Here is a 21,213-nt window from a genome sequence, read left to right as displayed (position 1 = left end):
CTTGGGTGTTAGCCCCTACTTTATACTACTAACTTAGCTAGGGAAAAATTTTTTCTAAAAGCTAAAAGTATAAAAGTAGGAGGAGTATAGCGATGGATACTAAACAAAAAAATTTACGTCAGAAGATAATAAAGGGAATCAAGGTTATTTTCATTTTTATATTAACAGTGGTAGCTACAGGTATCATTGCTATTATAGTAATGAGCCCTGGAAAAACTGAATCGTACCGTGATAAACAAGGAAAAGTGCTAGAAGGAAGTGTCTCTGAAATTACCCGAAAGAAAATCGGCGGAGTCGAACAAGGCATGATTTTAAAGGGAAAAAGTGATAAAAATCCAATATTATTATTTTTGCATGGAGGACCAGGAACACCTGAATATGTTTTCTTTAAAGAACATAATATTGGTTTAGAAGATAAGTTCACCGTTTGCTGGTGGGACCAACGTGGGGCAGGTATGTCTTATGATGAATCAATTTCAGCGGACACAATGAATTTAGAACAATTGATCTCTGACACCGTAGAAGTAACGAATTATTTAAGGAAACGGTTTGGTCAGGAAAAAATCTACCTTATGGGGCATTCTTGGGGGACTTTTTTAGGTGTAGAGACGGTCTCACGCAATCCTGAATTATATAATGCGTATATCGGAACGGGACAAATGGTAAATGCTATGGACAATGAAAAAATGGCGTACGACTATATGATAAATACAGCTACTAAAAATAATGATAAAGAAATGCTTCAAGAGTTACAAAAATTTCCAGTCAAAGGCGAAGAATCTTTAACAGAGGAGTACTTTGAAATGCGTGGCAAAACATTGAATAAGCTCGGAAGTGGTTTAACACATAAGCCAACGACTAATACGACTTTAATGCTATCTTTACTACGATTCAAAGAATATACAATCAACCAAAAAATCAATTTTACAAAAAGTGAAGCTTTTGCCCACCCTGTTATGGACTCTATTCGATATCTTGATTTGTTTGAGGAAGTACCCAAATTGGATGTTCCTGTTTATATTTTACAAGGGCTTCATGATTATCAAACATCTTATCCAGGAGCCAAAGCATTCTATGACAAATTAAAAGCACCTACTAAGAAGTTTTATACATTTGATGATTCTGCACATACTCCAATCATTGAAGAACCTGAAAAATTTATGAGAATTTTGGTAGAAGATGTTTTAGGTGAAAAGTAATAATGTGTTTTTTTTTTAAACGATTTTAGTTAAACTGTAGTACGAAAATTTAGATCAACGGCTGAGTTCAGAAATATATTTCTGAACTCAGTCATTACTCTATAGTGCCCATTAAAGTTTATTTTTGTATTCTATGAAGAACAATCGTGACTTATTTATTCAGGAATTTACCAGTAATAGATGCTGGATTACTCATTGCGTCAATAGGCGTGCCTTCAAAAATCACTTGCCCTCCTTTTTTTCCCGATCCTGGGCCAAATTCGACCATCCAGTCTGCTAGACGAATCAACGCTATATTATGTTCAATGACTAAAAGAGTATTATTATTTTGAAGTAACTCGTCAAACACAGTCAACAACGCTTGAATATCTTGTGTACTTAATCCAGTGGTTGGTTCATCTAAGATGATTCGTTTGTTTTGACAGTCAAGATTACTAGCTAATTTTAACCGTTGTAGTTCTCCACCAGAAAGCGTATCTAATGTTTGTCCCAACGTGAGATAGCTTAGACCAATTTTATTAAGCCAAGTTAATTTTTTGGTAATGTTTTGTTGTGTTGTAAAAAAATGACAACTTTCTTCAACGGAAAGTGCGAGTAATTCTACGATATTTTTTCCATTATAAGTGTATTGTAAGACGTCTTGGCGATATTTATTTCCATGACAAGCCTCACAAATACTACGGATTGGATCAAGAAAAGCCAATTCTGTTTCGATGAAGCCTTTGCCCTTACAGGCTGGACAAGCCCCTTTACCATTGAAGCTAAAATAACTAGCGGCAACATGATTTTTTTTGCTGTATAATTGACGAACCTCATCAAAAAGACCAACCGACGAGATAATGGTTGAACGACGACTTGTGCGTAACGTTTTTTGAGTAACGTAAAAAACATCTTCGCTATATTGTTCCTGTAATGCCTTAGCAAAGGAACTTTTTCCAGAACCAGCGACACCAGTAATAGCAATCAATCGTTGTGTAGGCAGTTTTACAGAGACATTCTTAACATTATTTTTTGAGATATTCTCCGCTAAAAAATAAGTATTCGGTAAAATTTCCTGAGGCGCTCTAAACAAAGGCTCTTGTAATTCTTGCTGTTCAGCCCATTCTTTAAATGAACCAACACTGGTTAATTCCCCACCGTGAATCCCAGCTTTAGGTCCTAACTCAAAAACAGTATCTGCTAATTGAATGATAGCTGGATCATGATCAATCAGTAAGACGGTGTTTCCCTTGTCTTTAATTGCTCGAAGCAACTGTCCGATGGCTTGAATATCTTGTGGATGCAGCCCCACACTAGGCTCATCAAAAATATACATCAAATCTGTAAGGCTACTGCCAATTGAACGGATCAATTTGATTCGCTGGGATTCACCACCTGACAGAGTTCCTGTTTCTCGAGCTAAACTAAGATAATCTAGTCCTACCTGACAAAAATGATCCAGCTGTTGTAAGATGTTGTGCAATAGTTGCTGAACACCCTCTTGAGATAAACTACGCAAAAAATCTTTTAATTCATCTAACTGCATCTCTAAACATTGACCAATGTGTTTTCCCTTGATTCTGCAGGATAATGCTTGCTTGTTTAAACGATAACCTTGACAAACAGTGCATTTTTTTTGTTTTGTAATGCGTTGAACCTCAGGTAAATAGCGTCGATAGCTTTTTGATGGATTTTGTATGAACGTATGAGTAATCCTAGGAATCAACCCTTCATAGGTTGCGGATTTGTACCAGTCAGTATTAGGAGATGGCGGTTTGATTTCATCTGAGTATAGTAAGAGGTTGATTTCGTCTTGCGTGAATTTTTTCAACGGCTTATCATTATCGAATAATCCAGAATCCACATAACGCTTCCAACGATAGCTACCAGGCTCAAAGGTTGGGAAACGTATAGCTCCTTGATTTAATGAGCGTTCATAGTCAAGGAGCTCAGTTAAAATAAACTCAGTAGCAATTCCTAATCCTTCACAGCTTTTACACATACCAGTCGGACTATTAAAGGAAAATAAATCCGAATAGCCGACAAAAGGTTGACCAAACCGAGAAAAAAGTAAACGCAACGTTGGGTTGATATCTGTGGCTGTTCCAACGGTTGAGCGACGATTGTCACCTAATGCTTTTTGATTAATGATCACAGCGGGTGAAAGATGTTCGATTGAATCGACAATCGGTGGTTCTAAATGCGGCATACGATTTCGAATATAACTGGGATAGGTTTCATTCATTTGACGCTGTGCTTCGGCTGCAATCGTGTTGAAAACCAATGAAGATTTTCCAGATCCGGATACACCAACAAATGCGTTGATTTTGTGTTTATCGATCGTTACATCGAGATTCTTTAAATTTCTAGTACGAGCGCCACGGATAGTAATTTGACTCATAATCATTCCTCCTTTATCCTAAGTATAACGATTTAATATGACAGGATTTGTCAGTTTATAGAAAGAAGGGGAAAAAATGAAAAAAGAAACGCTCTTGTACGATATGCTCTGGTATATTCAAAATAAAAAAGAATTTACTGCACAAGAATTGGCAGATCAATTTCATGTATCGGTCCGTAGTGTATACCGTTATATTTCTGATTTAGCGGATTTGGGGTTATATGTTGAGTCTAAAAAAGGGCGTAATGGTGGTTTTACAGTCTTACCGAATCAGATTTTACCTCCTGTCTTATTTACAGAAGCGGAATTGTTTTCATTGTATTTTGCAATCCAATCACTCACTGATTATGAAGACTTTCCCTTCAAAGTCAATACGATCACAGCTAAAGAGAAGCTTCTGGAAGTTGTACCAAAAGAAGTAAAACAAAAGCTAAGACAGTTGTCGGATCATTTTAAGCTTTCTATACCAAAGCAGGCGGTTTCTGCACCCTTTTTGAATGAGTTGATCACCGCTTCATTAGATCACAAACGACTTAACTTATGCTATCAGTCAGTGAAACAAGTATCTCAAAAAGTTGTAGACCCTATTGGCATATATGCTAGCAATGGTTTTTGGTATTTATTTGCTTTGGATCAAGAGAGACAGGAACCTCGGCATTTTCGAATAGACCGAATCAAGCAGTTGAGTGTAACAGAAGAAGTGTTTGATACGTCTTTTAAACTTGATGATATTGAAGCTGATTATGAACCACAAGAAGCAGTAAAACTGGTTGCCTATTTGACGGAGGCAGGCGTCAAACAATGTTTAGAAAATCGTTACTTACATAAGGGGGTCCAACAGTATCAAAATGGTCGATCAGAACTTTCGCTGTTGATCGATAAATCAGATATTGCCTTTACCGCAGAATTTTTCTTATTACTGGGAAAAGAAGCGAAGGTCACAGCACCAAAAGAGTTAGTAGAATTGCTTAAAGAAAAGATAAGGGAACTAGGAAAAATTTACTTGTGAAAACGGTGAGGAAAAAGCTAGACTCTGAGTTGATTTTTCCATAATATGGATTAGTTTTTATGAATCAATGCTTTTTTATCATTAGATTGACGTTGTTTTTTTTGTTAATGGTAAATTCATAATTTTCTCATTTTTCTCTTCATTTTAAATGGATAATAGATTATACTTAATGAATAGCATTTATTCTAGTTCAGAGGTAAAGTGGAATGTTGTTGTAGAAGGCGGAGTTAGCATCTCGGAAAAAAGATAAATTATGAATGAGGCAAAAAGCGCCACAGTCATAATTTCCTATTTTTCATCGATGCTGAACGGCCCATTCCGCTTTTACTATATCTAGCTTCGCAGGCTAGCCTTTCGGAAAAAAGATAAAATATAAATGAGGTAAAGAGCACCTCAGTTCTATTTTCCTATTTTTCTGTCAAGGCTGGACGAGCCTGCTCCGCTTTTATTGTTATCTAGCTGCATGGGCTAGTCTCTCGAGAAAAAGATAAAAATGGAATGTGACAAAGAACGTCACAGTCAATTTTTTCTATTTTCCAGTCGAGACTGAACGAGCCCATTCCGCTTTTAAATTAGGAGGTCTTATGGAAAAAAATGGAACAAAGAAAACTGGGTTATTGTTAGTCGCACTGTTTTTAGGTTATACCATGGTTTACATTGACAAACTTTCTGTAGGGTATTCACTGATTCCGATTTCAACGGAATTTGGATTAGAACCAGCGGCTAAAGGGATGATCATGAGTGCTTTTTTCTTAGGATATGCACTCATGCAGATTCCGATGGGACTGGTCATCAATAAAGTAGGTTCCCGGATTGTGTTGATCGGATCAGTCTTAGGAATGGGATTATTTTCATTCTTATTTGGTTTTGGAACATCGTTGATCATGTTTATGTCGTTACGATTTTTAACAGGACTGTTAGCTCATTCTGGTTATGCGTCATCTGCAAGTAAAGAAGTTACGATGAATTTTCCACCGGAAAAACGGACCTTTGCTCAAGGAATTTTGCTGTCATCATCTGGGGTAGCAGGTTTTATTGGGCCGCTAGCGTTATCACCGATCATTACAAATGCTGGTTGGAAGAATGCGTATATGATTTTAACTGCTCTAGCTGTTGCAATTGCAATTTTTCTAATTATTGCGATTCCTAGAAATGAAAAAACGAAAGAAAAAGCAGATGCGGTTGCCACAAAAACGGATAAGATCTCTATTTTTGTGATTTGGTCGGATATTCGAGTTTGGATTTTATTCTTGAGTTCATTTTTCATTAATTGCTTGTTATACGGACTTTCAAGTTGGGTACCTAGCTTCCTAACAGGTGAACGTGGCTTAGACTTAAATGGTGCAGCTGTGATCAGCAGTGTCGGTGGTTTGTTCATGTTGGTTGGTTCAATTGGCGGCAGCTATGTTGTAGGGAAATTTTTCCAACATAAAGAAAAAGCAGTTGTTGCGATCATGGCCATTTTAGGAGCAGTTTCTGCATTTGGCTCTTATTATATCGGTAATCTAGTTTTACTATCGATCGTTATGGGTCTAGCGAATTTCTTTTTGATCATCGCATTTGTTACGATGATGAGTATCCCACTGCGGATTTTTGAAGGAGCAAAATTTGCGCCAAGTTATGGAACGCTTGCGACTGGGGGAATTCTTGGCGGTTTTGTTTCGCCCACACTTATCGGGAAATTGGTTGAATTGTCAAATGGCCAGTATATTTCGACCTTTATTTTCTTTTTAGTTGTTGGTTTGTTGACAGCTGTGGCGATCATGTTTATCAAGCAAAAATAAAGAGGACAATATTTTTAAATTAAAAGGAGGAACTATAATGACAACTATTCAAGAACAAATGCCTCAAGCAGATATGGTGAAATGGAGAAGATATTTACATCGTCATCCGGAATTATCCTTTCATGAAGTTGAAACAGCGAAATATATTCAAAAAGTTTTAGCTGATTTTCCTAACTTAGAGGTCAGCTCGCTGACCGAAAACAGTGTGATTGCTATTTTAAAAGGCAATAAACCAGGGAAAACAATTGCATTAAGAGCCGATATCGATGCCTTGCCGATCATGGAAGAAGCAGACGTTGATTTTCCATCTAAAAATCCTGGTGTGATGCATGCTTGTGGACATGATACACATACAGCGATGCTTTTAGGGGCCGCTAAAGTCTTGAGCGGCATGCAGGATAAAATTGCCGGTACAGTGAAATTTATCTTTCAGCCAGCTGAAGAAGAGCCGCCAGGCGGCGCAAAATTATTAGTTGAAGCCGGTATAATGGATGATGTAGACATGGTTTTTGGTCTGCATATCGCGCCAAATATTCCAGTTGGGATGGTAGGAACAAGAAAAGGCGCCGCTAGTGCGGCTTCTGATGTCTTTACATTGAAAATCCAAGGAAAAGGCTCGCATGGTTCAACACCTGATTTATCTGTCGATCCTATCATGATCGGCGTAGAAATCATTAATAACTTGAATAATATTGTGTCAAGAAATATTAGTCCGTTTGATAATGCAGTTATTTCCATCGGTGAATTCAATGCAGGAAAAACAGCGAATGTCATTCCAGATACAGCAAAAATCCAAGGGACGGTTCGTACGAATAATAAAGAGGTTCGACAGTTTATCCAAAAACGGATCGAAGGAATCATCGATGGTATCTGTAAGATGTATGATGCGGCGTATGACTTAAATTACTTACTAGGTTACAGTGAAGTTAATAATGATAGTGAAGCAACAGATATCGTCAGGGCAGTAGCCGAAAAAGTTGTGGGCCAAGAACGAATGTTTGAAGCACCTAAAATGATGGGTGGCGAAGATTTTTCCGCTTATACGGATGTGAGACCAGGCTCATTCTTCATTTTAGGTGGCGGAACAGCCGCAGAAGGCTGTGGCTATATGAATCATCATCCAAAATTCAAAATCATGGAAGAATGTTTCCCTGTAGGCTCTGGGATGCATGCACAGCTTATTTTGGATATTTTAGGACAAGAATAGCAGGTAAGAGAGAACTTTAACCTTAGTGTTGAGGTTCTTTTCTATTTAAAAGAAAGCTAGTATTTATCTAGAAAGTTTGGGAGAATAGAAGCTAGAAGCTCTGAAAAATAGGAAGGTGAAAAGAATGGTTGATTTGATCATGATTCTAATTTTTATTGTCTGCGGTATCCAGCTTTGGCATGGCAAATGGTTATGGTTGATCGCTGGATATAATACTGCAAGCAAACAAGAAAAAGCTAAAATAAACGGAACGGCATTAGGAAAAGCAATCGGAGGACTTCTTATTTTTTCAGCAGTGCTGATTGGATTAATGAGACTATTTCCTAGGTTTCAACTAATTGCCGTATTTACTATTATTATCCTTGTAGGCGGGATGATCACCTACATCAATTTATCGCCTAGATTTAAACAATAATTTCTGGAAAAAATAAGGAGTTGAAATATCATGTCTATACTAGTGATTGGCGTGTTACTGTTCTTTTTTATACTCATAATAGTAGATAAAAAGAAGGACCAACACAATCACCCAACAATTCAGGAAAAGAAGCCAACAAAGATACTTTCACTTGATGAAAAAATCGCATTAGAAAAAGCAGAAAGTATACAAAAAATTACATCATTGATTACGCAAGTTGAAAAACAAGGCATCGAACAGCTGATAGCTGTTTTGAATCGCGCACAAGAAAATAAACAAGTTTAGGCTAGTCTGAGGAATTGAATCGTTAACATTTAATATTTACCAAATTAAAGTTATAATGAGACAAAATACTCAATAAAGGATGGAAAATATGGAAGCTAAAAAACCAAAAATATTTGCAATGTCTTTTGCCAGTGTCTATCCACTATATATTCAGAAGGTAGAGAAAAAAGGGCGCACAAAAGCTGAGGTGGATGAAATCATCACTTGGCTAACTGGTTATGATGAAGAAACCCTAAAGAAACAAATCGATGATAAGGTGGACTTTGAAACATTCTTTGAACAGGCACCTCAAATAAATAGCAACGTTTCTTTGATCAAAGGTGTTATTTGTGGCTATCGGGTGGAGGATATCGAAGATGAGTTGATGCAGAAGATTCGTTATTTGGATAAGCTGATCGATGAATTGGCGAAAGGAAAAGCCATGGAGAAAATTTTGAGGAAGTGATTGAGCTGATATGTGATCAATCTGATCAACGAACTCTCCTGTAAGATTGATATAAAGCTAGTCAATTGCTGACAGTTTAAGGAACTAATGAAAAATATGAGCTAAAACAAGGTAACTAGTCTTGTTTAGTGCCCCCACAAGTTAGACTTTTTCGGAGTAGATTTCTCTACTCCGTTTTTTGCTATGCTTAAATTATAATAGGCAAAAGGTTATTATAACAGGATTATCATTAAGCAATAGTCTTGATTTTATCAAAAAAAGTAGATTCCGTATCTGTAAAATTTGATTCTGTGTCTATTTTTGTTGACACGGATAGTTATTCTATGGTAACCTGTGTATAAGTTGTTTGACACTGAATCAAACAACCTATACTTGAAAGGAGTTTTATCATGACCTATTATTCTAAAAAAGCGTTGGTATCATTGATAACAAATATCATTATTTTCATTTCTTTTTATCCCAATGTATTAAAGCAAATGACTGTTTTAACTGCATCATCTCCAGAAGTTCCGAAAATTTGGGCAGAATTTTTTGCCATACTTTTAGTCGCAAGTATTGTAATAAAATTGATTGTAATGATTCTTTTCAAAATCATTCATTCCATTTTTTCAAAAGAGAAGGAACCTCAGATCGTTGATGACAGAGATCAATTGATTGAACTGAAAGCCGTTCGAAATTTATGTTTTACTTTTGCAACGGGGTTCTTTTTATCGTTGATTGCTCTAATTTTCGATCAGCCAATAGAGACAATGTTTAAAATATTAGCCTATACTTTCCTAGCATCTGGTATCATTTTAGAAGGATCATATATATTCTATTATGAAAGGGAAGCATAATATGAAAAAAACAAATGTGCACAACAATATACGGAAACTCCGTTTTTTAAAAGATGAAATGACACAGCAGCAATTAGCTGATTTAGTTGGAGTATCAAGACAAACAATCGTCGCAATCGAAAAAGAAAAGTACTCCCCAACCATAGAAATAGCCTTTCTAATTGCGCGAGTTTTCGATTTGCCATTGGAAGAAGTATTCACTTATGGTGAGACTGATGAAGTCGATCAAACACGATCGGAGGAGAAATAAATGAAAGCAATTGTTTGTGAAGGGTATGGTTCGTCTGAGTTGTTGAAAATAAAAGAGGTGCCAACACCAACAGTAAAACCAAATGAACTTCTTATAAAAATAGGAGCAAGCACTGTAGCTAGTGGCGACTGTGTGGTAAAAAATGCAGCAAATCCTTTCGTTAAGATCGTTTTTGGGCTGAAACGCCCTAGAAATCCTATTTTAGGAACTGATTTGGCTGGTGTGGTGGAGCAAGTGGGCAAAAACGTCAAAAATTACAAAATTGGTGATCGAGTGATCGCATCAACTGGAATGAAGTTTGGCTGCCATGCGGAATATATTTCTTTAAACGAAAAAAAAGCGATCACCTTAATACCAGAAAATTTATCGTACGAAGAAGCTGTCACGCTTGCTTTTGGAGGAACTGCAGCGCTGCATTTCTTAAAAAAAGTAAAAATTGATAAACATACAAAAATTCTGATTTACGGTGCTTCAGGTGCGGTAGGCAGTTCAAGTATACAAATCGCAAAATATTTTGGTGCAGAAGTGACTGGGGTTTGTAGCGCCAAAAATAGTGAGATGGTCAAGTCATTAGGAGCAGATCATGTACTAGCTTATACCAGTGATGCCTGGAAAGTGGATTTAGAAAAATATGATTATATATTTGATGCTGTCGGAAAAACCACAAAAGCAGATTGGCAAAATGCTCTAAAAGATGATGGAAATTTTGCAACAATCGCTAAAGGACTTGTAAGAGCAAGTAATGCGGATTTATTCAGGCTAGTAGAACTAGCGGAAAATGGCCAATTAAAGCCAGTCATTGACAGGGTTTATCCGATGAGTCAAATTGGACAAGCCTATGAGTATGTTGAGTCGGGTCGAAAAAAAGGCAATGTAGTAATAGAAATCAGCTAATAAATCTATAAAGGATCCATTTTTTCGTCTATTTAAATTAAAAAAGAGAACGAAATAAAACTAAACAATAGTTTTGTCTCGCTCTTGTTAAATAGTTTAAGAATGATACCCGTCTGGATGGTCCTGATGCCATTTCCAAGCACTATCAATAATCGAATCCAAATTAGTATACTTAGGTTTCCAGCCCAACAAAGCTTCGATTTTTTTACTTGAAGCGATCAACGAATGGGGATCACCAGCTCTACGCTGACCATATCGAATAGGAATTTTTTTCTGAGTATGCTCTTCAACTTTCTGAATGATCTCTAACGTTGAGAAACCAACAGAGCTACCTACATTAAAAATAGTGCTATCGTTACCGTTCAATAGATAATCCATCGCCAATAAATGAGCCTCAGCCAAATCTACCACATGCACATAATCTCGAACTGTGGTCCCATCTTTCGTATCATAATCATTTCCAAATATAGTAATAAATTCCCTTTTTCCTAATGGTACTTCTAAAACAATGGGAATCAGATGTGTTTCTGGCTGATGATCTTCACCGATCATACCAGACAAATCAGCTCCAGCAACGTTGAAATAGCGTAAAACAACATAATTGATACGATAAGCGGAATGACACCACTGAATAATTTTTTCCATCATTCGTTTACTCTCTCCGTAAGGATTCTTCGGAAAAATATCAGCCGCTTCTGTGATCACCTGCTCACTTGTATCACCATATACCGCTGCGGTAGAAGAAAAGATGATGTCTTTCACGCTAAATTCATTCATTACTTCTAAAAGAGTGATCAGACCAGCGACATTATTATCAAAATAAACGAGAGGATCTTTCATAGATTCTTCGACAGACGAATTAGCAGCAAAATGAAAGACAACATCAAAAGGGGTTGCAGTGAAAAGTTCTCTGAGCAAGGTTTTATCTTTGACATTACCTTCAACAAAGGTTGCTGATTGAGCGACTGCATTAAGATGCCCGGTTTGTAGATTATCTAAAACAACGACGTGATGCTCCTCCGTATCAACTAATTGTTTGACGACATGGGAACCAATGTAACCTGCTCCTCCGACCACTAAAATATTCATTATTTCCCTCCTAAGTAACATTTCTCTTCTTATTATAAGTGGCTTACTTTAATAGTCACAGGATTTAAACACTGATTTATGATTTGCTTAATATATCTGGATGTTTCTTAAATGAATGATGTTGCCGAAAAATGTGCGATAACAAGAAATGTAACATAAAAATTGCTTTTGTAATCATTTAGAGTGTGTGATATTTAAGTTACCATGTAGTCAGGACACTGGGATGAAAAAATGTTTTTAAGGATAGGATGTCTGTATGAAGATTGGGAAATTATTAAAAGAAAGCAGGGAAAGAAAAAAATTAACACAACAAGAATTAGCGGATAAGTTCCATGTCACGCGACAAACCGTATCAAGATGGGAAAATGAACAATCGTATCCTAATCTAGATACATTAGTTGAACTAAGCTTCTTTTTTGATTTTTCACTTGATGAAATTTTAAAAGGGGATGATCTAGAGGAAAATAAAGAGGATGGAAAGAGTGAATGATCCCAGAAGATGCTGAGTGAAAGAATCATAAGATCTATTGATATCTCGTTGAAATGAAGCAAGCAAAATAGGCCGGGTGCTGTATGAAAGTAGAAGAATTCATACAGCATCCGGCCTATTTACTAACTAAAAAATTATTTTTCTAAAATAACGCCCTGCTCATTGACCAAGCCTGATTTTAAAATGCCCCGCTCGTCATAGAGAAAGGTGAAGTTGGTCTATTTGTTGAGGAAGAATTGTGAAGTCTATTCGGTGAGTGTTTTGGATATGGTAGGTAAGATTTTGGGATCGAAGTAACTATAAAAAGCCTAATTATTAGTGGAGGAATAAATGAATCGATTCATTGGAAAACGAATGCTGAAAAACGTTTGAGTGAATGAGTTGGAAAAAGCCGTTGAGACGGCTTTTTTTATTTTAATAGATAAAACAACGTCGTCAAATAGTAAAATAATCCTATAAAATAGTCATATTTTCCTCTTTTTTATCTATTTCGTTAATGATAAGGTTGTATTATGAAACTAAAAGTTAAAAAGGAGTTTTAAAATGACGGAAATTAGCACAGACCAGGGTGTTGTAAGTAACCTTACAAATCAATTTACCAGTAGTTTATCAGATGTCTCTTTTTCAACAAAAAAATCTTTTTCCTTCTCTCAAAGTTCGGCTGCTTCTGGATTAAAGAGTAGTTTATCTTCTTTATCCTCAAGTATCAGTAATTTTGAAAGCTATGCATCTAGTGATGTACAAAAATTGATGACGATCCATCAAGCGATTGAAAAAGCAGAAAGAGGAAAAGGCTAGATGATGACTGAAGATAAGAAAAGAAAATTGCGGTGGCAGGCAGATGAAGTAGAAGATCGTGTGAGAGACTTGAAAAAGAAAGAAAATGAAACAACACATCTTATACAGGATATTGTTCGTTTACATCAACGACAAAGAGAAGTCTTAAATGAAATCCTCTATTACAGCAAAGGAACGCATGCAGAATGTTCGGCAACCATCGATTTAGAGGATTTAGAACAAGAACAGCATTCAATCATGCGCCATTTCGAAGAAGGACAAGAAGAATTACATATACTAAGCCAATCAGAACAAAGCAAACAAGAGCAGTTGCAAGAAGACCTCATCCTCCTTCAACGAAAAGAGAAGGAGGAACAAGATGCCGAAAATTGATTATAGCGAATGGACTGAACTATCAAGTGAAATCACCACCCAACGCTTAAAAATCGTCAGCCAGTTTAAATCATTCAACCAAGCTCAGCAACAATTTAGAGGAGCGAAAGAATTATCTGGGACAGGTTGGGATTCTTCTAGAGATTATTTTGACGGTTATACAACGGTGTCTGAGGCGATCTTTAATGCACTCTATGAAGTCGATGATGCAACAACTGAATATGTCTCGGCTTTTACATCAGAAGTTGGTGCAGCTGAAAATCAGTTGGATACAGAGCATTTAGAACGATTAAAATCAGAATTAAGAAGCCTACAAGCTGAGAATGATATCTTAATGGAAGCCGCGGCGAAAGCGTTTGAAAATGTTCCGTTTATCAATAAGTTTTTCATGGAACGAAGTATGCTTGGAAAAGCCAAAGAGATCGAGATTTTAGAAAAGTATCAAACCTTTGAAGCGACGCATGGTGGCGATTTTTCAGAAGTTCAAACGGTCATATCTTCTATCGAACAAGGCTTAGCGGTACTGGGAAACTCGGGCAATTTTATTGGCGGTGTCAATGGTTATAAGAAAATTTCATGGAAAGACCAAGACTGGTTTAAAAATATTCAAGCATTTAATGAGAAGAATAAAGAGGACCGTTATGAGATCGTTGTGATTCATGAAGATCATGATGGCAAACAGTTTGCGATTTATAAAAATGGAAAACTGGATGAAGGACGAACGCTTGATTATAATAAGTTGTTAGGCAAACAAGATTGGGAAATGTTGATGAAGCTTGGACCTGAGACAATCAAGATGTTGCTTAATTTAGATGAAGTGGAAGTTTTGCTGGATGATAGATCAAGTACTGGGCAAAAAGTGAAGTCGAGTATTTTTCTTATTCTGGCAGTTACGCCGGTTGATAAGGTGAAGGATGTTATTAAAGCAGCGAAGTTGATGAAAAAAGGGGATCATTTGTTAGACGGCGTGAAGTTGACTGCTAAAGAGTTGGACATGTTAAGGGATTTGGAAAAATCTGGTGAACGGGTTAAGATAGTGGAGAGAGGTAGTGAGGTTGGTAAAATAAATGTCGATTTTGCTAAAGTGACAGAAACAGCTACCCTACCTAAACGAGGTGGGGAGACAGTTGTTGGACATGCACTACAAAAACATGCTGGGAGAAATCCTAGTATTTGGGGTGGCGTAAAGGGAAATTCTGAGCAAATAAATAAGACTGCTATGAATCATCTTAATGAAATAATGAATGCACAAGGAGAGTTTAAAATCGCCAAAGCAAAAAATGGCGTTAATTTTTTAGAAAAATGGTTGCCGGATGGACGAGGTATACGGTTGAACATGGACGGAACTTTTAAAGGATTTATTGATTAAGTTAAATAGGAGAATGAATTTATATGGAAAATTTAGAATTGATTTTTGAAGATATTAGAGTAAGGGATATTGATACAATTTTTAAGTTTCTAAAATTTGATGAGCACAATATAAAAAACTCTCATTTCTTTTTGGATAATGCCGATGTTGAATATGCTGATATTTCAAGTTTTACCAATTACTTTAAAACGTCAGGAACATGTAATATTTTAATTAGCAGACTAGACTTAGGAATAGAAGTTACAGATGTGTTAATCATTATTTCTTTTGATGAAGTTTTTGGAGATATGACACTTAATTTTTCTGAAGCTAATTGGGAAAAGAACGATCTAACTGAAGAAAAGAAAATTGAATTAGTAAAGGAAAAATTAAAACAAATAACAAATGAAATTAACTATAAATCAATTATTTTTGGTTACGAACCTGCGGATGAAGAAAATATGCAGCTGATAAATATTGAAAATAAATAAGTGAGATTTCTTTAAAAGAGTACCATAATTAGTATTTATATTTAAAGAAGATATAAATGCAGAAATTTATCCTCTAAACTTATATTAGGGAGGTGTTTTAATGAAAATATCAATAATTACGTTAATGAGGAATGTAGATGTGGACGATACTATTATTTTAGAGAAGTATCAAACTGAGATTAGGAAAGTTAGTGATAATCCTAAATGGTTAGAAGAAATTATTCCAGAAAAAATGACTAATGAATTTGGGAGCTTAACTCTTGAATCTATGAAAAATAATTGTATAGCCTATACAGAAATTAGCCATTGGACATTAGGAGAACACGACTTATCTAATGCTTCGTACACTATAAATAGGTTTTTTGAAAATTTATTACATTGTCTGTGGCTAATTAATGATAATGCCGCTTATATTGAATGCTCCTATGCTTTTATCAAGGATGGAAATGTCGCAACTTTGTGTAAAAATAGTGGGAGACGGAATATGACTGACTCTAGAGGAGAAATTGTAGACTGTATTCTTACTAATGATAGGATCGATACTGCAATAACATTTAAAGAACAACAAGGTAAATTTATAACGAAAGAAATTCAAAAAAGTAAGAAAAGAGTATACAAAGGATTCGCCATGTTTAATGATCCTACAGGAAAAAATTATCCTAAATTAAATAGATTTGAAAAAGCTAATCGATTTTTATATGAAGCTAGAACAACTGATTTTTTGGCATCAAAACTATCTAATTATATGTCAATATTTGAGACATTATTTGTGACTGGGAAAACTGAAATATCTAAACAAATAAAAAATAAAGTCCCTGTATTTTTAAAAATAAATTCTAGTAGTGTAAAAATATCAAAAAGTCAACTAAATAAATCTTATGACATTCGGTCAGAGTATGTACATGGATCGCTAGTAAAAACTGAAAATGAAATTCAAAAACAGTGTATACTAATTGATGCTGTGATAAGAGAAGTATTTACAATAATTTTAAATAATGATATATATCATGAGATGGTTTTTATGAAAGATGATGAACTGGGGAAATTTTTAGAAAAAATAATCAAATATGAATAAATGTAGATAATTAAAACAGATACTAGAATCCTATTTTTTCAGAATGACAATCCAAAAAAAGATCTTAGAATTATTAGACCTAATGTTTAATAATTCTAAGATCCTTTTTGTTACGCAAAATTAGTCCGTTTCTATCTATAAATTAAAACTTTCTTACATAAAAGATTCCCTATTTTGAAAATAATTGTTACAATGTGTTTGGGAGAGTGTCGATTATGAATTATGAAGATGATAGTATAAAAATCCAGCTCAAAGAATATGATTTTTGTGAAAAAGAGGTTGAAAATTTAAAAGATCCTTTTGAAACAAATTATCCTATTTTGTATATCTTATATAATACGGACAAAAAGAAGATGCCAGAAGCGTATGTGGGACAAAGTCACCGCTTTGATAAACGAATGTCTGAACATCTAAAAAGTAATAAGAAAGCAATGATGAAGAAAATTGTCATGATTGGACATGACACATTGAACGTATCTGCAGCGTTGAATATTGAAACGAATTTGATCAGTTGTTTTATTGCTGATGAAAAATATAAAGTTGAAAATAGAAGCCAAATCAAAGGCAGTGAATCCCATAATTATTATGATAAAAGATATTATGATGAAGTGCTGTTTCCTAGAATATGGACACGACTTAGAGAGGAAAAAGTTGTTGAGCATAGCGTCGATTATTTAAGAAATAAAGACACGTTCAAATTATCACCCTTTCGTGGCTTATCACCTGAACAACAAGAGTTAAAAGAAAAAGTAATTGATTTCTGCAAACGAAGTTTAACTGATACGGAAAATGAACATCATGTCTTTTTTATTGCAGGAGAAGCAGGAACAGGGAAAAGTGTTGTTTTGAGTTCCATATTTAAAACGATTCAAGACTTAGCTGAAAAGAAAGCAGACAATGAGTTTGTGGACTTTAATCAGGATAATAATTATCTTTTGGTAAACCATAATGAGATGCTGAAAACATATAAGAGTATAGCTGAAAGTTTGCCCAACCTAAAAAAGAAAAATTTTATGAAACCAACAAGCTTTATCAATGGCATTGACAAAGGAAAACGACAACAAGCAGACATCGTGTTAGTTGACGAATCACATTTACTACTTTCTACGAAAGACAAGTACAATAGTTTTGAATATGAAAACCAATTAGAAGAGGTCATAAAAAGAAGCAAAGTCACGATTGTTGTATTTGATGAAAAACAAGTTTTAAAGCTAAAAAGTCATTGGAATGTAGATAGTCTTGTTGAAATAAAAGATAAATACCCAATTCATGAAGAATATCATTTAACGACTCAATTTAGAATGAAAGCCGCTCCTGAAATCGTTCATTGGGTAGATTCATTTGTAGATCGAAAAATTTTGCCATTTCCTAAAGTTACAAAACGAGAAAAGACTGAAGCAGAAAAAAAATTTGGTGATGAAGAGTTTGATTTTCGCTTTTTCTCTAGCGCCGAAGATATGCGAATGGAAATAAAAGCCCGAAATCAGAAATCTGGTTTAAGTAGAATCGTTTCAACCTTTGATTATATCCATAAAAAAGATGGTGGAGATTATCTTGTTGAAGAAGGCGATTTTTCTGCTCCTTGGAATCGTACGGATTACAAAAGAAGTTGGGCAGAAGAAGAAGCGACGATCAACGAGGTTGGTTCGATTTATACAATACAAGGTTTTGATTTGAACTATGTAGGGGTAATTTTAGGGCCTTCGATTGGGTATGATGCTGAAAAGAATGAATTAAAAATTGATATTAATAAATACAAAGATTCAGAAGCCTTCAAAAGTCGTGAAGGAATCGAAAATATCGACAAAGTGAAAGAGCAAATCATTTTGAATTCGATCAATGTTTTGTTAAAACGAGGAATCAATGGTTTATATATTTACGCAAGTGATGATAAACTGAGAGAGAAGTTAATGACAATTCAAAAGGAGAAATCAACATGGACGAATTAATCAAGAAAATCAATCAATTTAGAGATGATCGTGATTGGCGACAATTTCATAATCCAAAAGATTTAGCAATTTCAATTTCTTTGGAAGCTTCCGAATTACTGGAGAATTTTCAGTGGAAAACAAGTGAGGAAGCGAAAGAGAAGAATCAGGAGAATATTGAGCAGGAATTGGCGGATGTGTTGATTTATAGTTTGATGTTGGCTTCTGATTTGGAGTTGGACGTTGAGGGGATTATTGAGAAGAAGTTGGAGTTGAATGATCGGAAGTATCCAGTTGAGAAGAGTAGAGGGAGTAAAGAGAAGTACACGGAATTATAATTTTATTTTTGAAATGATTTCTAATAATTTTAACTTTTCGAGGGAGCTAGCTTATGGAAAATGCAGAAGTAAAAAATATTGATTACAGAAGTAGAGTATATAAAAATATTATAAACGAGATTGAATTAAAAAGAGAATGCAGAGAGTTTTTAGAATGTAAATCAATTGATTTTGATAAAGAGGAATTTGAGTCCATTGATACTATTTTTAACCTTACTAACTTCTTATTGTTAGACAAAAAAGTTTCTTTAACTGATTTTAACAATATTTTTTTTAATAACTTAACATATACATGTAGCAATGTCTTTTTTGACAAATTACAAAATGACATCTCTGACCGAGAAATTGAAAAAGGTTTCAAAAGAATAATCGAAAATATTAATAAGGAATGTGTTATTGTAGATCAATATGATCAAATGAAAAAAAATGGATTTAATCTACTTGATTATGTAACTCCAATGAAAAGTAATGAAATAGTTTTTCCAGTTTTATCATACGATACCGAGTATTTAAAACTATTTTGCGTTGTACAATTTTATAAAAATAATAAAAGAGAGTATCGGATGTGCTCAGTTATTTTGAATAGGTTGAATAGAGAGATCACATTCTATATTAATGGAACTATAGGTGCTTTCGAATTAAAAAACTATTCAAAAGAGATAATTTCTGGACCTAAATCTTTTTTCCCTATTGTGAAAAGAATAATCTCTAGTATGCTAGGAGTAACTTTTATTGATAGAAAAAGTCATTATGTAGAGGAAAGAAAAAAAATATTCCAATTTTGTAAAAATTTGAATCAAGAAATTATAAAAGATTATTCTAACGAGTTGGAAGATATGACAAAATCCGTTATTGAAAGACAAATAGGTAAAATTTCAAAAGAATTAAAAATTTTGAATAATGAAATTAAAATGGATAAGGTAGCAAAGAAAAATATATACGATAAAATTTTTAATACCTATCTAGGTGAATATATAACTAAAGGATTTAATGAGAAAGATTTAAAATGTAAAGCTATTGAATACAATCTTGCTTGTTATCCCACAAAAATTAGTTTTACAGGACAAGAATTAGCCAAAGGGAAGGCAGCTGCTAGGAATAAAAAAGTTCCATTAGCATTTGAAAATGTTTTTTATAGTTTAAATACGGATTTAGACTCGTCTGAACAATTAGAAGAGGTAACGTTAGCCTGGTTTGATACTGATTTTTTTGAAAATAGTAAAGACTTGGACGTTAGCCAAACTACTATTTCTATAAATAAAAAATGCTTCTTAGTAACGATGAAAAATACAGTTAATAAAAATAGAAGGATGACAGATTATGTTGAAAAAACAATTAGAAACGTACTTTAGTATTGACTATAATTATTTCTTAGCATTAAATTCTGTTGCTATGAATATAAAAAGTTTCAGCAGGAAAGAAGCATTTATTAAAATTATAAAAGAATACGTTAGCAGGGATGAAGCTAACCATTTTTTTGAGGAGTTATTAGAAAATCAATTTTTAAGAAGAGCAATACAGTATGAGTGTTGTGACGAGTTTCATAAAGCTGAAATACTACAGAAAAAATGTGAATATTGTGATAATAAAATCGATGAGCATGAATACTATGATTTATTTATACCGGAGTATCAAGAAAATTTAAGAAAATATAACTTAGGCTTAATTAATAATTATTTTAGTAAAAATTCATATATTGTTATAAAAGATTTAAAAGAAAATTTAGACAGAACAATTCCGTTTGTTGGTGCAGGAATAAGTAAGACTTTAGGATTACCATTGTGGCTTGAGTTATTTAAAAATGCTAAAAAAGGACTTGATGATGATTTTCTAAAGCTTTTTGAGAGGCGATATGAAGAAAAAAATATTGATAAACTAGTTGATTGTATATTAGAATTTAACCCTCTTATACAAAATCATAAAGATTTGAAAATGAAATTAATAAAACCTCAAGTTATTAAGAATTTTACTCCAGATGAATTAGAGAAATCTATTTTACCTAAACTCTTAGATTTAGACTCTGAATATATTATAACTACAAATTATGATGATTCTTTAGAGCAATGTAATAAAATTACGAATAATGGATATGATGTATCAAAGAATATAAAAACTTTTGAAGGTTTTGAAAACTTAAAAGATGAAAAATATATATTTCATCTACATGGAGATATTAATAGGCTAGACTCTATGGTAGTTACTCATAAAGACTATGAAGAACTGTACTCAGATGAAATAGGTAAAAAAATTTTAACAGGGCTAGTTAGTAAGTATTCTATGCTATTTTTGGGTTTTTCAATGAATGATCAATACTTTTCTAATGAATTTAAAAATATTTGTGATTCCAACAAAGGATATGGTACGAATTATATGGTACTGCTCAATGGTAATCCTGACATTGAAAAAAGTATTTTGAATAGTAATAATGTTAAGTTTATAAGTATTTTAGCCGACAAAAATGAAAACAAGGAATATGAAGTTACAAAACAATATAACTTTCTATTTGATTATTTAATTGGAAATATATTTGATTGAAATTATAAACTAGGAGCACTTTAATCAGTGAACCTAGTTTATTTT

General features: G+C 34.1%; 22 protein-coding genes. 20 read left to right on the top strand and 2 right to left on the bottom strand.

Annotated features, from left to right (window positions below; genetic code table 11):
• Positions 1–92: 92 nt before the first annotated feature.
• A complete protein-coding gene (locus tag RV15_RS03835; protein WP_083429092.1) occupies positions 93–1,199 on the top strand; it encodes an alpha/beta fold hydrolase in 1,107 nt (368 codons plus the stop codon).
• A 151-nt stretch (positions 1,200–1,350) separates the two neighbouring features.
• On the opposite strand, the gene RV15_RS03830 is transcribed toward RV15_RS03835, so the two are convergent.
• On the bottom strand, positions 1,351–3,579 hold the full coding sequence (locus RV15_RS03830) for an ATP-binding cassette domain-containing protein (RefSeq protein WP_083429091.1): 2,229 nt from the start codon (positions 3,577–3,579) through the stop codon (positions 1,351–1,353).
• Positions 3,580–3,655: 76 nt separating this feature from the next.
• Here RV15_RS03830 and RV15_RS03825 point away from each other — a divergent pair, with 76 nt between their 5' ends.
• The 9 genes from RV15_RS03825 (at position 3,656) to RV15_RS03785 (ending at position 10,704) form a co-directional block, all read left to right on the top strand.
• The gene (locus tag RV15_RS03825; protein ID WP_071876735.1) at positions 3,656–4,588 is read left to right on the top strand and encodes a helix-turn-helix transcriptional regulator; all 933 of its coding nucleotides are present in this window, start codon (positions 3,656–3,658) and stop codon (positions 4,586–4,588) included.
• A 584-nt stretch (positions 4,589–5,172) separates the two neighbouring features.
• Entirely contained in the window at positions 5,173–6,372 is a 1,200-nt protein-coding gene (locus tag RV15_RS03820; protein WP_071876734.1) for an MFS transporter, read from the top strand.
• A 37-nt stretch (positions 6,373–6,409) separates the two neighbouring features.
• Positions 6,410–7,579, top strand: a complete 1,170-nt coding sequence (locus RV15_RS03815; RefSeq protein WP_071876733.1) for an amidohydrolase — start codon at positions 6,410–6,412, stop codon at positions 7,577–7,579.
• 124 nt (positions 7,580–7,703) lie between these two features.
• Complete coding sequence (locus tag RV15_RS03810) at positions 7,704–7,994, top strand: DUF3784 domain-containing protein (RefSeq protein ID WP_071876732.1); 291 nt, start codon at positions 7,704–7,706, stop codon at positions 7,992–7,994.
• A gap of 30 nt (positions 7,995–8,024) precedes the next feature.
• Entirely contained in the window at positions 8,025–8,279 is a 255-nt protein-coding gene (locus RV15_RS03805; protein WP_071876731.1) for a hypothetical protein, read from the top strand.
• Between the two features lie 88 nt (positions 8,280–8,367).
• Positions 8,368–8,724: a DUF2200 domain-containing protein gene (locus RV15_RS03800; protein ID WP_071876730.1), complete on the top strand. Its 357-nt coding sequence runs from the start codon at positions 8,368–8,370 to the stop codon at positions 8,722–8,724.
• A gap of 389 nt (positions 8,725–9,113) precedes the next feature.
• The gene (locus RV15_RS03795; protein ID WP_071876729.1) at positions 9,114–9,560 is read left to right on the top strand and encodes a hypothetical protein; all 447 of its coding nucleotides are present in this window, start codon (positions 9,114–9,116) and stop codon (positions 9,558–9,560) included.
• 1 nt (position 9,561) lies between these two features.
• Entirely contained in the window at positions 9,562–9,810 is a 249-nt protein-coding gene (locus tag RV15_RS03790; protein WP_071876728.1) for a helix-turn-helix transcriptional regulator, read from the top strand.
• The gene (locus tag RV15_RS03785; protein WP_071876727.1) at positions 9,811–10,704 is read left to right on the top strand and encodes an NAD(P)-dependent alcohol dehydrogenase; all 894 of its coding nucleotides are present in this window, start codon (positions 9,811–9,813) and stop codon (positions 10,702–10,704) included. It begins immediately after the preceding gene.
• Between the two features lie 96 nt (positions 10,705–10,800).
• Here the strand turns inward: RV15_RS03785 and galE are convergent, their stop codons facing one another.
• Positions 10,801–11,793: a UDP-glucose 4-epimerase GalE gene (gene galE / locus RV15_RS03780; RefSeq protein ID WP_071876726.1), complete on the bottom strand. Its 993-nt coding sequence runs from the start codon at positions 11,791–11,793 to the stop codon at positions 10,801–10,803.
• Positions 11,794–12,049: 256 nt separating this feature from the next.
• Here galE and RV15_RS03775 point away from each other — a divergent pair, with 256 nt between their 5' ends.
• From RV15_RS03775 to RV15_RS03725, 10 genes are all read left to right on the top strand, one after another.
• A complete protein-coding gene (locus RV15_RS03775) occupies positions 12,050–12,283 on the top strand; it encodes a helix-turn-helix transcriptional regulator (protein WP_071876725.1) in 234 nt (77 codons plus the stop codon).
• Between the two features lie 543 nt (positions 12,284–12,826).
• A complete protein-coding gene (locus tag RV15_RS03770) occupies positions 12,827–13,081 on the top strand; it encodes a DUF3130 family protein (protein ID WP_071876724.1) in 255 nt (84 codons plus the stop codon).
• Positions 13,082–13,084: 3 nt separating this feature from the next.
• Positions 13,085–13,453 (top strand): hypothetical protein, encoded by a 369-nt coding sequence (locus tag RV15_RS03765; protein ID WP_217265797.1) that lies wholly within the window; start codon positions 13,085–13,087, stop codon positions 13,451–13,453.
• Positions 13,440–14,822 carry a T7SS effector LXG polymorphic toxin gene (locus RV15_RS18505; protein ID WP_083429090.1) on the top strand — a complete coding sequence of 461 codons (1,383 nt, stop codon included), beginning with the start codon at positions 13,440–13,442 and terminating at the stop codon, positions 14,820–14,822. The genes RV15_RS03765 and RV15_RS18505 overlap by 14 nt, the downstream gene beginning before the upstream one ends.
• 23 nt (positions 14,823–14,845) lie before the next feature.
• Positions 14,846–15,292, top strand: coding sequence for a hypothetical protein (locus RV15_RS03750; protein WP_071876722.1), 447 nt, complete (start codon positions 14,846–14,848; stop codon positions 15,290–15,292).
• A gap of 100 nt (positions 15,293–15,392) precedes the next feature.
• On the top strand, positions 15,393–16,367 hold the full coding sequence (locus RV15_RS03745; RefSeq protein WP_071876721.1) for a HEPN domain-containing protein: 975 nt from the start codon (positions 15,393–15,395) through the stop codon (positions 16,365–16,367).
• Between the two features lie 215 nt (positions 16,368–16,582).
• On the top strand, positions 16,583–18,316 hold the full coding sequence (locus RV15_RS03740) for a DNA/RNA helicase domain-containing protein (protein WP_071876720.1): 1,734 nt from the start codon (positions 16,583–16,585) through the stop codon (positions 18,314–18,316).
• Positions 18,304–18,633 carry a nucleotide pyrophosphohydrolase gene (locus RV15_RS03735; RefSeq protein WP_071876719.1) on the top strand — a complete coding sequence of 110 codons (330 nt, stop codon included), beginning with the start codon at positions 18,304–18,306 and terminating at the stop codon, positions 18,631–18,633. Before RV15_RS03740 ends, RV15_RS03735 begins: the two co-directional genes overlap by 13 nt.
• Positions 18,634–18,686: 53 nt before the next feature.
• Positions 18,687–19,985: a hypothetical protein gene (locus RV15_RS03730; protein ID WP_071876718.1), complete on the top strand. Its 1,299-nt coding sequence runs from the start codon at positions 18,687–18,689 to the stop codon at positions 19,983–19,985.
• Positions 19,954–21,168, top strand: a complete 1,215-nt coding sequence (locus RV15_RS03725) for an SIR2 family protein (protein ID WP_083429089.1) — start codon at positions 19,954–19,956, stop codon at positions 21,166–21,168. The genes RV15_RS03730 and RV15_RS03725 overlap by 32 nt, the downstream gene beginning before the upstream one ends.
• Positions 21,169–21,213 lie beyond the last annotated feature (45 nt).

Origin of the sequence: Enterococcus silesiacus, assembly GCF_001886225.1 — a bacterium.
In the GTDB taxonomy this organism is placed as follows: domain Bacteria; phylum Bacillota; class Bacilli; order Lactobacillales; family Enterococcaceae; genus Enterococcus_L; species Enterococcus_L silesiacus.
This window is presented reverse-complemented; position numbering and strand designations above follow the sequence as displayed.